The 15,968-nt window shown below is 45.7% G+C and carries 14 protein-coding genes and 1 tRNA gene; 12 read left to right on the top strand and 3 right to left on the bottom strand.

The features are described 5' to 3' along the window. The first annotated feature begins 3 nt into the window (after positions 1 to 3). The 10 genes from fabD to HP398_RS21250 all read left to right on the top strand — a co-directional run bounded on the left by fabD (position 4) and on the right by HP398_RS21250 (position 12,303). Entirely contained in the window at positions 4 to 1,272 is a 1,269-nt protein-coding gene (gene fabD / locus HP398_RS21295; protein ID WP_173623572.1) for an ACP S-malonyltransferase, read from the top strand. Between the two features lie 41 nt (positions 1,273 to 1,313). Further along, positions 1,314 to 4,679 carry an edeine polyketide synthase EdeG gene (gene edeG / locus HP398_RS21290; protein WP_173623571.1) on the top strand — a complete coding sequence of 1,122 codons (3,366 nt, stop codon included), beginning with the start codon at positions 1,314 to 1,316 and terminating at the stop codon, positions 4,677 to 4,679. Positions 4,680 to 4,722: 43 nt separating this feature from the next. Further along, on the top strand, positions 4,723 to 5,766 hold the full coding sequence (locus HP398_RS21285; protein ID WP_173623570.1) for a BtrH N-terminal domain-containing protein: 1,044 nt from the start codon (positions 4,723 to 4,725) through the stop codon (positions 5,764 to 5,766). 25 nt (positions 5,767 to 5,791) lie between these two features. After that, entirely contained in the window at positions 5,792 to 6,028 is a 237-nt protein-coding gene (locus tag HP398_RS21280; RefSeq protein WP_017249063.1) for a phosphopantetheine-binding protein, read from the top strand. Between the two features lie 66 nt (positions 6,029 to 6,094). Then, entirely contained in the window at positions 6,095 to 7,063 is a 969-nt protein-coding gene (sbnA, locus tag HP398_RS21275; protein ID WP_173623569.1) for a 2,3-diaminopropionate biosynthesis protein SbnA, read from the top strand. A 46-nt stretch (positions 7,064 to 7,109) separates the two neighbouring features. Then, positions 7,110 to 8,078 carry a 2,3-diaminopropionate biosynthesis protein SbnB gene (gene sbnB / locus HP398_RS21270; RefSeq protein ID WP_173623568.1) on the top strand — a complete coding sequence of 323 codons (969 nt, stop codon included), beginning with the start codon at positions 7,110 to 7,112 and terminating at the stop codon, positions 8,076 to 8,078. 24 nt (positions 8,079 to 8,102) lie between these two features. Further along, positions 8,103 to 8,864, top strand: coding sequence for a ParB N-terminal domain-containing protein (locus HP398_RS21265; protein ID WP_244521691.1), 762 nt, complete (start codon positions 8,103 to 8,105; stop codon positions 8,862 to 8,864). Positions 8,865 to 9,018: 154 nt separating this feature from the next. Next, positions 9,019 to 12,078: a cyclic peptide edeine export ABC transporter EdeA gene (gene edeA, locus HP398_RS21260; RefSeq protein WP_173623656.1), complete on the top strand. Its 3,060-nt coding sequence runs from the start codon at positions 9,019 to 9,021 to the stop codon at positions 12,076 to 12,078. Beyond that, positions 12,065 to 12,214, top strand: coding sequence for a hypothetical protein (locus HP398_RS21255; protein ID WP_173623567.1), 150 nt, complete (start codon positions 12,065 to 12,067; stop codon positions 12,212 to 12,214). The genes edeA and HP398_RS21255 overlap by 14 nt, the downstream gene beginning before the upstream one ends. Positions 12,215 to 12,229: 15 nt before the next feature. Further along, positions 12,230 to 12,303 (top strand) — tRNA-Gly (locus HP398_RS21250). Positions 12,304 to 12,405: 102 nt separating this feature from the next. On the opposite strand, the gene HP398_RS21245 is transcribed toward HP398_RS21250, so the two are convergent. Beyond that, the gene (locus HP398_RS21245; protein ID WP_173623566.1) at positions 12,406 to 13,164 is read right to left on the bottom strand and encodes an alpha/beta fold hydrolase; all 759 of its coding nucleotides are present in this window, start codon (positions 13,162 to 13,164) and stop codon (positions 12,406 to 12,408) included. Between the two features lie 283 nt (positions 13,165 to 13,447). Between HP398_RS21245 and HP398_RS21240 the strand changes: the two genes are divergently transcribed. Both HP398_RS21240 and HP398_RS21235 read left to right on the top strand, forming a co-directional pair. After that, the gene (locus HP398_RS21240) at positions 13,448 to 13,735 is read left to right on the top strand and encodes a hypothetical protein (protein ID WP_017249057.1); all 288 of its coding nucleotides are present in this window, start codon (positions 13,448 to 13,450) and stop codon (positions 13,733 to 13,735) included. Positions 13,736 to 13,845: 110 nt separating this feature from the next. Then, entirely contained in the window at positions 13,846 to 14,763 is a 918-nt protein-coding gene (locus HP398_RS21235) for an aldo/keto reductase (RefSeq protein WP_173623565.1), read from the top strand. A 10-nt stretch (positions 14,764 to 14,773) separates the two neighbouring features. Here HP398_RS21235 and HP398_RS21230 read toward each other — a convergent pair whose 3' ends face one another. Then, a complete protein-coding gene (locus tag HP398_RS21230; RefSeq protein WP_173623655.1) occupies positions 14,774 to 15,415 on the bottom strand; it encodes a DUF3885 domain-containing protein in 642 nt (213 codons plus the stop codon). A gap of 89 nt (positions 15,416 to 15,504) precedes the next feature. Continuing rightward, positions 15,505 to 15,897 (bottom strand): YkvA family protein, encoded by a 393-nt coding sequence (locus HP398_RS21225; RefSeq protein ID WP_017249055.1) that lies wholly within the window; start codon positions 15,895 to 15,897, stop codon positions 15,505 to 15,507. Between the last annotated feature and the right edge of the window lie 71 nt (positions 15,898 to 15,968).

The following is a 15,968-nucleotide window of genomic DNA, read 5'->3' as shown; positions in this document are numbered from 1 at the left end:
AAAATGGACAAAATCGCACTCTTATTCCCGGGACAAGGTTCGCAATATGTTGGAATGGGTCAAGCATTATGTGAGGCCCATCCCATTGCCGCTCGCACCTTTGAAGAAGCAAGTGATGCGCTTGGATTTAACCTGCAGACCCTTTGTTTTGCAGGGGATGTACAAGAACTGACCAAAACAGAGCATGCACAGCCAGCAATCTTGACGGCAAGTGTCGCAGCCTTCCGCGTTTATTCAGAGGAAATGAACATCGAACCGAAGTGGGTGGCTGGACACAGTCTGGGCGAGTTTACGGCCCTGACTTGTGCCGGTGCCATCCAGTTTGCAGATGCCGTCCGCCTTGTCTATCGCCGCGGTCAGTTCATGCAGGCGGCCACACCGCAGGGTGTCGGAGCGATGTCAGCAATCTTTGGGTTGAATGTTCAACTTGTCGAGGAGATTTGTCGGGAACATTCTCGTGACGATGCGATCGTCGTGGTCGCCAACCATAACTCCGCTGATCAAATCGTCATCTCCGGCCATGCACATGCGGTGCGGCAAGTAGAAGAAGCGTGCAAGCAGCATGGATCGACTTCCGTAGTCAGCCTCAAGGTGAGTGCGCCTTTCCATTCACCACTCATGGTGCAAGCAGCCGAACAATTACATGAAGAACTGAAGCGATACACGTATTGCGATCCCAAATGGCCTGTGATTTCCAATGTGACAGCACAACCCTATGCCCATGCTGATCAACTTGTCGATTTGCTCACAGCACAGACAACCAGCCCTGTTCGCTGGCAATCTACGATGGATTACTTGGTAAAACAGGGAGCGAATACCGTAATTGAGCTCGGCCCTAAAAATGTACTGACAAATTTGGCCAAAGGATATCCCCTTCGCGCCTTTGCCTTTGACAAGCAGGGGGAGATCAATCGTTATCAGCAAGAGCTTCAGGATGCCAAAGCGCGTAATCAAGCAGCAATTGCCCAACTGGTCGATTCTTGCATTGCGATTGCTGTTTGCACGAAAAATCGCGGTCTTGATGAAGAAGCGTACCAGCAAGGGGTGATCGCTCCCTATCAAGCGCTACAACAACTGAGACAACAGCTGGAACAAGGAGAAAAAGAGGGGGGCTATGGAGATGTACGCGAAGCTTTTTCTCTGCTTCGTTTGATCTTCCAAACAAAAAAAGCTCCTGACGCGGAACAAGCCATGCGCTTTGATCAGCTGACCAGCAAATCGGACTTGCAACAGCGATTTCCTGAGATCGGCAACGAATGGCAAGCTAGCTAAGCCAAACCAGGTGAGCAGAGGAACCAAGGAGGAAGAATGCAGTGAGCAAGCCATTAGGACTGAACCGAGTCAAACTGAATAAACAGCAGACGGATGCTCATTCAACAGACAGCAAATCCAATTCACACGATATTGCGGTGATTGGTGCTGCTTGCAGATTCGGAAGCGCAGAAAACCCGGCAGACTTTTGGCGTCTGTTGCAAGCTGGTCAAGATTGTGTGCGAGAGCTGCCCAGAGCGCGCCAGAACGATTTGATTCCTTTGTTACTCGCCAAAGGCTTGACGATGGAACAAATTCAATTTCGAGAAGCTGCCTACCTGAATGAAATTGATAAATTCGATCCGCAATTCTTCGGTCTTTCTCCGAAGGAAGCCAGCCAGATGGACCCGAACCAGCGCTTATTTTTGCTGACATGCTGGGAGGCGATTGAGGACGCGGGGTATGGTGGAACGATGCTCGCTGGTAGCCGTACAGGTGTATATCTGGGGTTTAGCAGTGATTTTGGTGAAGAGTATAGACGAATGATTCGAGAGCTGGAACCAGATGCGCTGTCCACCTCAATCATTGGCAATATGAAATCGGTCATCGCTTCTCGCATCTCCTACCTGTTGGATCTCAAAGGTCCGAGCATGCTTGTGGATACGTCCTGCTCCTCATCGTTGATGGCTGTTCATCTGGCATGCCAAGCAATTCGTCGAGGAGAATGTGAGATGGCGCTGGCCGGCGGTGTCAAGCTCATCTTGCTGTCTTTACAAGATGGAAGCAATGATTTGGGAATATTATCGCAATCTGGGCGTACTCGCCCTTTTGACAATGATTCAGACGGTACGGGTGTCGGTGAAGGCGTTGGCGCCGTTTTGCTAAAACCGTTGACAAAGGCTCTTGCAGACGGGGATTCGATTTATGCCGTGATCAAGGGAAGCGCCGCCAATCAAGACGGCCATTCTTTCGGGCTTACGGCGCCTAATTCATTGGCACAAGCCGAAGTGATTCAGCAGGCATGGAAAGACGCGCAGATAGACCCCGAAACCCTTTCCTATATCGAGGTGCACAGCATAGGCACTAAGCTGGGTGATCCTATGGAGATGGACGGGTTGGAGAGAGCGTTTCGCGCCTACACAAACCGTCGCCAATTTTGCGGGATCGGCTCGGTAAAGACGAACATCGGTCACACCGACCACGTAGCAGGTATGGCTGGTCTTTTCAAGGTGATCCTGTCTCTGAAACAAAAGCAGATACCTCCGCATTTGCACTTTCAGCGCGCGAATCGGATGATTCCTTTTGAACAATCCCCCATTTACATCCATGACACATTGACAGAGTGGGAACCAGAGCAAAGCGTGCGACGGGCCGGAATCAGTTCGTTTGGGATGAGTGGAACGAATGTGCACCTCGTTGTAGAGGAAGCACCATTCATTCAGCCTCTCAAGCAAGACGAAGGGTTTCAGGCAATCGCTTTATCCGCTAAAAGCAAGGAGAGCTTGCTCAACCTGTTGCTCCGCTTTCAGAAGTGGACCAGCAAGCCTGTGGAGGAAATGCCGACATTGGAAAGTCTCAGCTTTACGGCAAATACGGGACGTAGTCACCACGGCTACCGTTTGCTGCTGATTTGCAGGGACATGGATGATTTTTTTGCAAAAATCTCCAAGTTGTGCGCGAGCGACTGGACAACACTTTCTGAACCAGATATTTTCTTTGGCTGGCACAAGGTAATCTCGCAGGAAAAAGCGGATAGAGAGCCTGGGATACTGACTGAGGCAGAACAACAAGCGATGAATAAGGCATCTAATGCACTTTTGCAAAAGCTTTTATTGGCGCAAAGCAAAGAGTTATCTGATCTGAAAGAGCTCGGCGAATTGTATGTGAGTGGGGCAGATGTACGCTGGAGTGCCATGTATACGTTTAAAAAGCCGCGCCGCGTGCACCTCCCTGTTTATCCGTTTGAGCGTAAGCGTTGTTGGCTGGACATCTCTTCCCTTCATTCTCTTGACAAGGATGCCGGGAGAGAAAAAGACAATGTTGCACCGCAAATATCTGGAGAAGCGAAGCTGCCAAACGTGGTGGTACGTGGGAGAAAACAGGATACCTTCACCGTTTTAGAGCAAGAGCTGGCTAACATTTGGGGATATGTTCTGGGGCTTGAAGAAGTAGACGTCCATGACAATTTTTACGAGCTGGGCGGGGACTCGATCATCGCGATTAGAATGATCAGCGAAATCTCAAAGCGGATGAACCGAGAAGTAGAAGTACAAGACCTGCTTACCCATTTGACGATTTCCGATTTTGCTGCCTATCTTGATGCTGCTGGGCATGAAGTTGAACAGGTTGCGAAAGCAGAGGCAGCTGCTACTGCCGTCCAAACTGTTCAATCACGAAACACAAAATCATTGCATGGTACGCAAATCAAACGCAGCTCGTATGCCGATGTCAGTCAATTATCCTGGCGTCAATGGAATTGTTATGATCGCGGCCTCGCTTTATTAATGGAAGAGCAGGATGCCCATCTGATTCCGTATTTTAAGCTTTTTCTAGGGTTGAAGCGCGGCTATCAGCTTGATGCAGAGGGGTACCCCTATTCGTATCGGGAGCATGCTGAGGTTATGGGATATTTGTCGGATGAGGAGATGCTTTACAAATTTGGCTATCGAGTCAAACTCGTCCCGGTCGCTCGTCTGGATGAATTGCATGAGTCGATCATTCACCAGTTGGATCAAGGAAAGCCCGTAATGGTTGCGTTTGACGAGTACTACACCTTTTACACGCCGCAATACCAGAAGGAACATACCGATCATCTCACCGTCATCACTGGCTATGACCATGACAAGCAGGTTTATACGATCATCAATCACAATCATTTGACTCGCGGGCAGGCTCAACGAATCCAGTACGATAAATTTTCCACCACGTATCAAACGCTTGAGGAGATTTATGCGAATTTAGAGCCGCAATCCCGGCTGATCATGGTGCTCGATCGCGTTACAGATGACGAAGCAATCTTACGTACCAGCGCGGAACAGGAGTTGCTGTGTTTACTAAAAGTGGTTGAGAGTAAACAGCAAGTTGGCCGTGAGCTTACGCTGTTGCTGTCACTAACGGAGCAGCCAGACAACTATTTTCATGAAGCCAATTTAAACGAGCTCTACGTTCAATTAGGCGGGAAAGAACTGTGGATGGAAACATTAGTGGATTGGTACATACCACAGGCGGATCAGTCTGTACGCGAAATGGCGGAGGAGATTTTGCAGGCATCCAATCACGTGGTGAACCGCTATGCTCTTAGCTTATACAAAGAAAAAATGTTGAAGCGATCCGATATGGAAGCTGCTGTCGATAAGGTGAGGTCTCTCACTAGTCAATTTTTGCAACAAGTATTTGCCTTGCGAGAACGTGATTCGGATATCCGATAGTCGCATGTGTTTACCATTACGATAGACAGGAAGGAGAGTGCTCATGTCACTCACCGAGATTCAACCGAGCAAGCATCCGAACCTGGATTGCATCGGTGCTTCTATCTACACAGTTCTGAAATACCTGAACTTTTCCGCCTTGGAAACAGCATGGAAGCAGTGCGGTGCCATCTATCTTAAAACGCAGGATTCGCCTTATGGAGATATAAATGGTCAATACATGAGAACAGTCGATGAGTTGAAGTGGATTCACAATATCCGCGTAGAAGGACGGGCTGAACCAGAAGACGACCTATTTTTGGCAAATATACAAGATCGTTTGGAACGGGAGGTACCGACAATCGTCCTCTGCAATATGGCAGAACTCCCGTACAACCCTTATTATCAGGACCTGCCAGAAATGCATAGCATCATTGTCACAGGAAGAGAAGATAACCAGCTTCTGATCGTCGATGATTACTACCGCTACAAAGGACTGTTGCCCATCGAGCAATTTTTACAGGCTAGTAACTCTTCCTATCGGGATGCAGGTACAGGTGAATGGTATCCACTCCACAATCGTTCATTTGAATTGGTACTTTCCGATTCCCTGCATCCGACGCCCGATCAGTTGATAGAAGCAGTCAGAAGCAATCTCAGCGTACTAGAGGGTCGTTGCGAAGTAAGTCAAATCAAACGGGAGTTGGATGTACCCGACGATGTCAACGTCGAGGTTGGGTTGAAATCGCTTGATCCTTTTCTCAAAGACGTAGAGGCTTTTCTCGCTAGCGGAGTGGAGATTACAGACGATCATCTCGATATCCTTAACCACAGCTTGATCAGCATGGCCCAAACACGAGCGATGTATGCCAATGTCCTGCAGGCGATCAGTGAGAAGTACGAAAACTTTGCAGATCTTGCCGAGCAGTATCGCAGTATCGGGCATCAATGGAAAATTACGACCAATATGATTCTTAAGGCTTTTGACAGTAATCGCAGTGACATGGTTCATCGCGTTCTCCAAAAAATCAGCAGCATACAAACACAGGAATATGAAGCGGTCGTTAAAACAAGAGAAGTACTGGAACGAGTTGGCGTTGTTGTGTAAGCATCTACCACTTGGAGGGACTCCTATGGAAAGGGAAAACGAAGTATACGAGACGCTCCTCCGGTTGTTTTCTGAGTACGTGAACGAAAGCGGAGAACTTACGGAGTACATTGATTCCTTGACCTTTATCAAGTCGGTCGTAAAGGTTGAAAAGGAGTTTGGCATTGAATTCGATGATGACATGCTCCATTTGGAAAACTTTCAAGATATGAAAACGTTGGCAGGTTACATCCAGCAAAAAATGGATGAAAAATCTGCCTGATCGAAGGGCCAAGATGTATATAGTCAATCGGACGAAGACGGGAAAAATCGGGAGTGAGGGCTCAATATGCTAACAAAAATGATGGCCATAAGTCACATGATTGGCAATACGCCTTTAAACAAACTTGAGCATGAGCACATCAATCTGTTTTGCAAGCTGGAATACAACAACCTCATGGGAAGTGTAAAAGTGAGGCCGGCCTTTTACATATTACAGGAGGCGATCAAAAGAGGAGAGATCACGCAGGAAACTACTGTAATCGAATCTTCTTCGGGAAATTTTGCTATCGCTTTGGCGACTTTGTGCAAGCGACTCGGAATTAAATTTATTCCAGTCATCGATCCAAACATCAATCCCGTCTACGAGAACTTGCTCAGGGCATTTTCCCATGAGGTCGTAAAAGTAACGGACCGTGACGAGACAGGAGGATTTCTCCTAACGCGCATCCAAACGGTCAATCGCCTGCTGAATGAGACGAATAACTCGTTTTGGACCAATCAGTACGGAAATCCGGATAGCGCTCGAGCCCATTACTACGGACTGGGAGCCGAGATCGCAGACAGCTTTGAGACATTGGACTATGCTTTTATCGGCGTTAGCTCTGGGGGCACAATTACTGGAATTTCGCAGCGATTGAAGGAACGTTTTCCAGACATCAAAATCATTGCTGTCGATACAGAAGGATCCGTTATCTTTGGACAAGAGCCGCAAAAACGATACATCCCGGGAATTGGATCGAGCATGCGGCCTGACATACTTAAGGGCGCGATTATTGATGAGGTCGTCCATGTTTCGGAGGAGGACACAGTCAAGGCTTGCTATCAGCTGTACGCTGAGCATGGCATTTTTGCTGGAGGATCTTCTGGGACTTCCTACTGGGCGATTGAAAAGTATTTCAAAGATCAAAAGCACGTAGCCAAGCCAAATGTTGTCTTTTTATGCCCAGACGGCGGTATGCCCTATGTCAATACCGTATACAACCAGGAATGGGTTCAGTGGTTACACCAGCAAAAGCATTCTTTCGTTGGCAATTAAGCAGTGTCTAATCAAATCTACTACGATAAGCAGGGTGGGATGCACGGTGTTATATCTAAACACGAGTGATATCGAAAAGATCGGCAAGAATTGGAAGGAAACCATTGGTGTAATTGAACATGCTGTGCATGCCTTACAAAAGGAAGATTATGCGCAGCCGATTAAACCTTATTTGCGATATCATGACATGTCAAACCGCATTATTGCCATGCCAGCATTTGTAGGCGGAGATACCTACATGGCGGGAATCAAGTGGATTGCCAGTTTCCCGAAAAACCTCCAAGAGGGTATCCAACGCGCGCATTCGATTACCATCCTGAACGAAGCCAGAACAGGTAAGCCTGTGGCAACGATTAATACGGCTCTGGTCAGCGGCATTCGAACTGCTTCTGTTTCCGGTCTTCTCCTCAAGCATTACGAACAAGTACGCCCCCTGCAAAATGTAACGGTCGGAATTATCGGATTTGGTCCGATTGGCAGACTTCATCTGCAAATGGTAACGGCCTTATTAGGAGAGAAGATCGCCAAGGTGGTTCTCTATGACATTGCGGGTATCCAACAGGAGTATATTCCGGCTGAGATCAAAGAGAAAACGGTTATCGCGCAAACGTGGGAAGAAGCATACTGCGAAGCAGATGTGTTCATTACGTGCACAGTATCACCGCATGGTTTTATTGACAAGCAACCAAAACGTCATTCCTTGTTGTTAAATGTGTCGTTACGCGATTTTACACCAAAAATTCTCGACTATACCCGCTCCATTATCGTAGACGACTGGATCGAAGTTTGCCGTGAGAACACGGACATCGAGATCATGCATCTAGAGAGAGGGTTGCAAAAAGAAGATACCAAATCCATCACAGATATCGTCTGCCTTGACCAGATGAAAGACTTTCCACAAGATGAGCCCATCATGTTTAATCCGATGGGGATGGCGATTTTTGATATCGCCATTGCTGGCTACTATTACAAACAAGCACTCTCGCAGGGGATCGGAACTCACTTGCAAGACTAACTGGAGGTTACCATTTTGTACGATGTGCTGGCAAATCTAAAACTGGTAGAGTCATCTCGAATTTGTTTGCACGAGTCACATGAATACAAGCGACTACACAAGACCAGACAGATCATTGAGGAGGAAGGTATTTTGCGCCATCCTCCGCTGGCGATTCTCATGCAAAACGGCCAGTATTTGATCATTGATGGTGCACATCGGACCTTTGCTCTTCAAGCGCTTGGGTGCAAACATATCCCCGTACAGGTAGTGGAGCATGAGGATTTTCACTTGGATATGTGGGATCATATTGTGCCAGTCGCTACATGGTTGCAATCAGTGGAGCAAGATTCTGTGTTTCGATGGGAAACAGAGCGTTTACGAGAAACGCCTGTGGCAGAAATGAAGATAGGGAACAAGAAACGCTTCTATCTGTATCCAAATGAGAATCGGCACGATGATGAGTGGCGAATGACGCTATGGCGTCAATTAGTGGACAGTTACAACTATAGCCACCAGGTGCATCGTCTGCCCACAGGGATGCTCGAATGGCCGGAAACAGGAGCCGCCTTGATACGGTTCCCGCCAATCAGTCTGGCAGAATTGGAGCGTATCGTATCGGAAGGGCATGTTTTGCCTGCGGGTGTTACCCGTTTTGAAATAGATGGGCGTCTATTAAACTTGTGTATCCCGATTAGCCTATTGAAACAGGAGCAAATCGAGCTAGAACAGTGGGAGCGATTGGTTAAAAAATGGAGAGAAACCTTGCGCCTCTACTCGAAACCCGTGTATATGTGCGATGCGTAATAGGAAACCGTGGCGAGTTTGATTCGCCACGGTTTCTATCCAATCCCAATTACATCACGTACTGGTTGCGGTCTTTCCCACAGACGCAGTGCCTAAAAAGGAGTGGATCATTCTGCAAAAGATCATAGATGAGTCGAGACGAAAACTAGGATTCTTGCTGATATGTCTGGTTCTCGTATTTTCCGGCAGTATGTCCGTGTACGCCGAAACGAGCGTTCGACAGGATACGGAAATCACAACGGCAATCGAGCAGCTAGTCAATAAAACCATGGAGTCGGAAAAAATCCCGGGTGCAGCTGTTGTGGTCGTCAAAGAGGGGAAAACCATTTACAAGCAATCGTTTGGTTTCTCTGACACCCAGAAGCAAGAGCGGGTTACTGCTGACACATTGTTTGAAATCGGATCGAACTCCAAAGCCTTTACGTCGCTAGCTGTTCACCAGCTTGTCGAGCAAAAGCGACTTTCGCTGGACGATCCGGTTCAGAGCTATATCCCGTGGTTTCGCGTTACCTATAAAGGACAACAGCAACCGATCCTGATTAAGCATTTGCTGTATCATACCAGCGGGATTCCTTTTGAAAGCATTGGCTCCATCCCTATTTCTTCCAGTGAGAATGCAATCGAAGAAACCGTGCGAGCGATCAATGATACTGAACTGGTTCGCAAGCCGGGGACCGAGTATGAATACGCCACCATTAACTACGATATCCTGGGCTATGTGGTCGAGAAAGTTACCGGACAGTCCTATGAACAGTATGTGCAGCAACAAGTCATTGCTAAATTGGGGCTAACCCATACCTTTTTGAAGGCACAGGCACCCGTGGCAGAGATGGCAAGAGGGCACAAAATCGAACTATTTTCCCCACGCGTGTATGATGCACCGGAATATCGTGGAAATACGCCAGCCGGTTATGTCGTTTCCAATTTAAACGATATGGAACGATGGTTACAGATTCAGTTGGGGTTGGAGGCATCTGCATTTCGTCCTGAGCTGGTGCGTGCTTCCCATCTTCCTGATCGTTCGGTAGCTCCTGCTGGAGATGGTTTTTCGTATGCATCAGGCTGGATGATTTATCAGGATGGTGGAGGGCAAATTTCGCATGGCGGCAATAACCCTGCATTTTCTTCGTACATGGTATTTCGTCCAGAGGAAAAGCTGGGCGCCGTCGTTTTGACCAATATCAACTCGTTGAACGCATCTGTTATCGCAGAGGGGGCCGTCAATCTCGTACTAGGCAAAGAAGCTCCCTTAATCGTGTCTGACACCAATCTTCAAGCGGATCGTATGGCAAGCATTTCTCTCGTGATCCTTGGTATCCTTTTGTTGGTACTTGGTGGGGCGATCGTGCAGATTTTCGTGCAAGTTTATCGAGGCGAACGAAAACTCGCCGCGAATGCGGGGCGAATCTGTCTGGCATCCTTCGTTGCATTTGTTGTCATGGGAAGTGTTTTGACAGCCGCCTTATACTACTTGCCAGATGTTTTTTTTATGGGCTTACCATGGTCGTTCATCGAGGTTTGGCTTCCCATCACCATTTTTTACGCTATGTACGCATTGGTGGCAGGACTCGTTCTGTTTAATGTCTACATCACACTCACCCGCTTGTTCCCGAAATCGCAAGAAACATCCATGACCTCTATTGTCATACAGGGGCTGATCAGCGGATTTGGGAATGCGCTGATTATTTTTATGATCAATCTGGCGCTCACTTCTACAAACAAGTTTCATGCATCCATTTTCCTGTATTTTCTCCTGGGTATCTTGTTGTATATCGTCGGGGAGAAAATGATGCGTAGCCGATTGATTGTGATCACAAATGAAATCGTATACGAAAAAAGAATGGAACTGATCCGCAAAATTTTTCGGACCCCTTATCAAAAGTACGAGACACTTGATAACGGTGAAATATATGCGGGGTTAAATAATGATACGGAAACGATTAGTACGTTCGCCAATAGTGTCGTTGTGGCACTAACTAGTGCGGTTACACTCGTGTTTTGCTTCATTTATCTAGGCTCGCTGGATCTATACGGATTTTTGTTTTGTCTGGCTGTCATTTTTGTGGCTGTAGGCTTGTATACGCTGGCAGGTCGCTTTGCAAACAAAGTATGGGAGGAAACCAGAGACATCCAAAATGTGTTTTTCTCCTATATTACCGATATGATCGGGGGCTTCAAGGAGCTGTATCTAACGCAGGCACAACGAAAAGAATTCGAAGAAGACATGGAAAGAAGCTGCTCTGACTATCGACATAAGAAATCAGCGGGCCAATTTAAATTTGTGAACGTGTATTTGATTGGGGAATTGCTATTCGTCGTGGTAATCGGTACGGTTGCCTTTTTATTCCCGGTTCTCTTCCCTTCCCTGCAAAAAGAAATGCTGATTAGTTATGTGTTTGTCTTCCTGTATATGACAGGGCCCGTTCACGGTATTTTGAATGCGGTACCGGAGCTGATTCGGATCAAGATCAGCTGGCAGAGATTGAATGCGCTGCTTGATTCGTTATCAGTGGAAACGAGAAGAGAAGAGGAAAGCTTGGCTAAGCGGAACACGCAAGACTTTGAGAGATTTTCAACTGAACAGGTGCGTTTCCGATACAAAAACAAAGAGGGCGAAGAGTTTTCCGTAGGTCCGCTGGACTTCTCCTGCCGAAAAGGGGAAATCGTCTTCATTGTTGGTGGGAACGGTAGCGGGAAGTCAACGTTTGCCAAGCTGATTACCGGATTGTATGAGCAAGATGAGGGCGAGTTTTTCATGAACGGCCAAAAAGTGAATGCTGATCAACGCTGCGAATTCTTCTCCGCGATTTTCAGTGATTTCTATCTGTTTGAGAAGATGTATGGAATCGATTACCAAGCAAAGCAAGAAGAAGTGAGCAAACATTTAGAGGTGCTTCGCATCGCTGACAAAGTAGAAGTGGATGAAACGGGAACGTTTAGCACGACGAAGCTGTCTACTGGGCAGCGTAAGCGTCTTGCCTTAATGCTCAGTCTGGTCAGAGATCGGCCGATTTTCCTCTTTGACGAGTGGGCTGCTGACCAAGATCCAGAATATCGTCAATTCTTTTACGAATCCTTGCTGCCAGAAATGAAAAGACAGGGCAAATGTGTAATTGCGATCACACACGACGATCGCTACTTCCATCTTGCTGATCAGGTAGTGAAAATGGAGAGTGGGCGAATTATTTCGGAGCAAACACTTGCGCATGCCTGATGGCAAAGCATGCAGAGAAGACCGTACGGGGATGATACCCGGCGGTCTTTTCTTACATGAGTGGCACGGTTCCATTCGATTGGATGTACTAGACAAACAATTCAGACAGTTATATAATTGGAAGCAGTTGGAATGAATGCGATAACATCATGCGGGTGTAGTTCAATGGTAGAACTCCGGCTTCCCAAGCCTGCGGCGTGGGTTCGATTCCCATCACCCGCTCCATACGAAATGGTAGAAAAGCCTTTGCTTACAAAGGCTTTTCTTGTTTGTTCAAATAAGTTTTAGACTGATCCGATCAAAGAAAACACTGATGAACGAATGACCTCAATTACTTTGAGCTTTACATAAAAGTAGCATGTCTTTAACGATATCGACTACAACATTTGGCTGATCAATATGAATTGCATGACCGGCATTTTCAACAATTATATGCTTACTAAGGGTTGATAATTTAGTAAGCTCTTTATGTAATGCGATCCAAGCAGACATAGATTCAGGATTATGATGAGGTTGTAATGTACCTGATACGACAATGAGCGGCTTGTTACCAAGTGATTTAGATTTTCGAGCTTGATCAAAGCTTTCTTCAATTTCTTGAATAGAGCCTTCAAGAACAAACTGACTATAGTACTCTGCCTGAACTTCTTCCGAAAATAAAGGAACCATGATTCTATTTTGATCTTCATGAGATGGATCTAATAAAATCACCCCGGCAACTTCTTCTGGATATGTACTTGCATATAGTCGAACATTCAATCCCCCAAAAGAGTGCCCGACCAAAACATAAGGGGGGGACACGTTTGCTTTCTGAAGCAAGCTTCTAAGATTCTCAATGATTTGCTGACTATGTCGAGGTCTCTCATCACTTTCACTTTCACCTATACCTGCTCTATCATAAATGAACATCCTTGTTTGGTTTGAAATTTCAGTACTAATGGAACTCCAGTAGTTTAATGTGCACCCATAACCAGAATCAAAAACCACCGTTGGAAAATCACTTATTTCACCATAATATTTAAAACATAGTTTAACTCCGCCTATGTCGAGTTTTTGACTCGTTTCATTTATTACCATGTCACTCATTTTATCTCCTCCAGATATTATTCATTAGGTGAATTTCCACAAACAATTTAATAATCCCTTTTTTTGTAAGTTTACTTGCATGAACAATGGAGATGCCTTGCCCATTAGTTGAATAATTTACCATCAGTCTAGTACTTTATTTTCTAGTCTAAAACTTTATTTTCATGGAACAAGCGAAACTTTTAAGTGGTTCATGAGTATTTTCATGTAGATAAACCCGAAGGAGGGTGTGCGATGAAGGAGATGAATTACGGTCATTAACTTCCCAAAAAGGAGGTTAGTGATGAGTAAAAGTTATAAGAAGTTCCCGGTTGTAAAGGACAAGACTGGACCAAGTAAAAAGTTTGCAAAACGGTTAGCAAGTAAGGCTGTAAGAAGATACAGCTCTGGCATTCATGCGGGACGCATGTATCGAAAAATTTTTTGCTCATGGATTATTAATGATTTCTGGTTTTACAAGTCATTTCGAGAGGCTATTCGAGATTGGGAGACAAGCGATGTCCCTAAGGTGAAGGCGAAGACGAGAAAACAAATCATCAACGAATGGGCGAAATATTACTACCGAAAATAGAAGAATCACGGGTGTACAGGGAAGTTACACCAAACAAGAGTCCTTCCAGGTAATTGGGGAAGGCTCTTTGCTCTATCGCACGACCCACTTATTAGAATCGGGGGTTTGACATGAGAACCATACCACTCGGCACGAGCAAGTTAGAAGTACCAGTCATCGCAATTGGGTGCATGAGGATGGGGTCACTAGACAAGCCGCAAGCGGAGCGCTTCGTACAAACGGCGCTTGAAGAAGGTGCGAATTTCTTCGACCATGCAGATATTTACGGAAAGGGCAGATGTGAGGAAGTATTTGCAGAAGCGATTCAGATGAGCTCTAGCGTTCGTGAGCGTATCCTTTTGCAATCGAAATGTGGCATTCGGCCCGGCATGTTCGACTTTTCCAAAGAATATATTTTGAATGCTGTGGATGGCATTCTACAACGTCTAAAAACGGAATATTTAGATGTATTGCTGTTGCATCGCCCAGACACTCTTGTCGAGCCGGAAGAAGTAGCGGAAGCGTTCGATCTTCTGGAAAGCACGGGTAAAGTACGCCACTTTGGCGTCTCCAATCAAAATCCGATGCAGATCCAGCTGTTAAACAAGTATGTGAAGCAACCAATCGTCGCTAACCAGTTGCAGCTCAGCATGATGAACGCGACGATGATTTCGCAAGGCTTCAACGTCAATATGGAGAACAACTCGGCTGTGAACCGCGATGGCAGTGTACTCGACTTTTGCAGGCTGCATGATATTACGATTCAGCCTTGGTCGCCGTTCCAGTATGGATTTTTCGAAGGATCTTTCCTTGGGAACGAGAAATTTCCTGAGTTGAACAAAAAAATCGATGAAATGGCAGCTAAATATGAGGTATCCAACACAACAATCGCCATCGCTTGGTTACTACGGCACCCGGCGAACATGCAACCTGTCATTGGCACGACGAATATCGACCGAATGAAAGAGTGCGTGAAAGCGACCCATATTCGTTTGACGCGAGAGGAGTGGTATGACATCTATCGCTCTGCCGGAAATGTGTTGCCGTAACTGATTCCATTTACAAAAATACCTGATCGATCTTGGCTCTGTCATAATCTAATATCCAATGAGGATAGCTGGCATATATCCCTCTGATTGTTTCAGGAGAAGTGGCTAATAAATCACAGCCTCGATCGTCATAGATGTGAAAGATGGTATGTTTGCTCGTATTGATAAAGTAGACGCGATGAAAAATACGTGGTTTTAATCCCATATCCTGACGGCAGATTGCTTTTATCATGGGAACATAGGCAAAGTCCGACGTCTTACACTTCATGAAGAACCGATGCGTTCGATAGACTTCATTCTCATCGTCTTCTGGAAAAACATAAGGAATGGTATTTTGCCTAAGCTTATACAAAAGTGATTTATTCTTCACATACTTGGAAAAGGCGTTCAATTTACGCTTAAAGGCCCGACTGTCTCCAAAATCGTTTACATCCACTACGATAAAAATGTCATCATTAGGTGAATGTGAAGCCTTAAATAAGGCAATCGCTCGCGTATAAACCCCCTGTAAGTAGGGGCAATTTTCATAAACGTAATGATAATCATAGTTCACGCCTAGTTCAAAGCGGATTCCAATATCCCAGCTGTAAAACAAAGGTGGTCTTAGCTTTAACGTTGGAAAGGTATGCTGTAAATACTCGTGTGCTGTCATCAAAGCACCTCGCTCTACTAATAGGATACAGAGAAAATAAATAGGAGAGAATAGAGACTCTCCTACTATCCATTGAATGGATTGTTCCTCTATTCCTGTAAAAAATCTTTTTCTTTCCACTCTTTGTACAGAGTAAGGTCGCTGCTCACTTGTCGAAACACCAATCCAATGATTGTCGCGTCATCTAGTAAACCAGCAACAGGAATAAAATCTGTGATGGCGTCTATGGGTGAAACAAAGTACAAAATTCCGCCAATAATCATCAATATGGATTTAACAGGGATTGTTCGATATTTTCCACTCGTCCAATCACCGAAAATATGAAAGAGGAGCTGTAAATTCTCCCAAGCATCTCCGATCGCTTTTTTATCTGCTTTTTTCATTGCTTTTTTTAGGAGATTTGATGCTTTTTCTTTATCGTTCAGATATTCAGAGGCTTTTGATTCATAATTTTTAAGAAACATCTTTTCATGTTTAGCCATAGGACCTCCTGTGTTTCGTCGAAGCCAAAAAGGGCGAGAAAACGCTCATTTTTGGCTTCGGTGTTTTTTAA

Origin of the sequence: Brevibacillus sp. HB1.4B (assembly GCF_013284285.1) — a bacterium.
Taxonomy (GTDB): domain Bacteria; phylum Bacillota; class Bacilli; order Brevibacillales; family Brevibacillaceae; genus Brevibacillus; species Brevibacillus porteri.
This window is presented reverse-complemented; position numbering and strand designations above follow the sequence as displayed.

Coding starts and splice junctions, on each gene's coding strand:
- fabD (WP_173623572.1), top strand. CDS start 4: ATGGACAAAATCGCACTCTTATTCCCGGGACAAGGTTCGCAATATGTT.
- HP398_RS21285 (WP_173623570.1), top strand. CDS start 4,723: ATGTCACTCACCGAGATTCAACCGAGCAAGCATCCGAACCTGGATTGC.
- HP398_RS21280 (WP_017249063.1), top strand. CDS start 5,792: ATGGAAAGGGAAAACGAAGTATACGAGACGCTCCTCCGGTTGTTTTCT.
- sbnA (WP_173623569.1), top strand. CDS start 6,095: ATGCTAACAAAAATGATGGCCATAAGTCACATGATTGGCAATACGCCT.
- HP398_RS21245 (WP_173623566.1), bottom strand. CDS start 13,164: ATGAGTGACATGGTAATAAATGAAACGAGTCAAAAACTCGACATAGGC.
- HP398_RS21240 (WP_017249057.1), top strand. CDS start 13,448: ATGAGTAAAAGTTATAAGAAGTTCCCGGTTGTAAAGGACAAGACTGGA.
- HP398_RS21235 (WP_173623565.1), top strand. CDS start 13,846: ATGAGAACCATACCACTCGGCACGAGCAAGTTAGAAGTACCAGTCATC.
- HP398_RS21230 (WP_173623655.1), bottom strand. CDS start 15,415: ATGACAGCACACGAGTATTTACAGCATACCTTTCCAACGTTAAAGCTA.
- HP398_RS21225 (WP_017249055.1), bottom strand. CDS start 15,897: ATGGCTAAACATGAAAAGATGTTTCTTAAAAATTATGAATCAAAAGCC.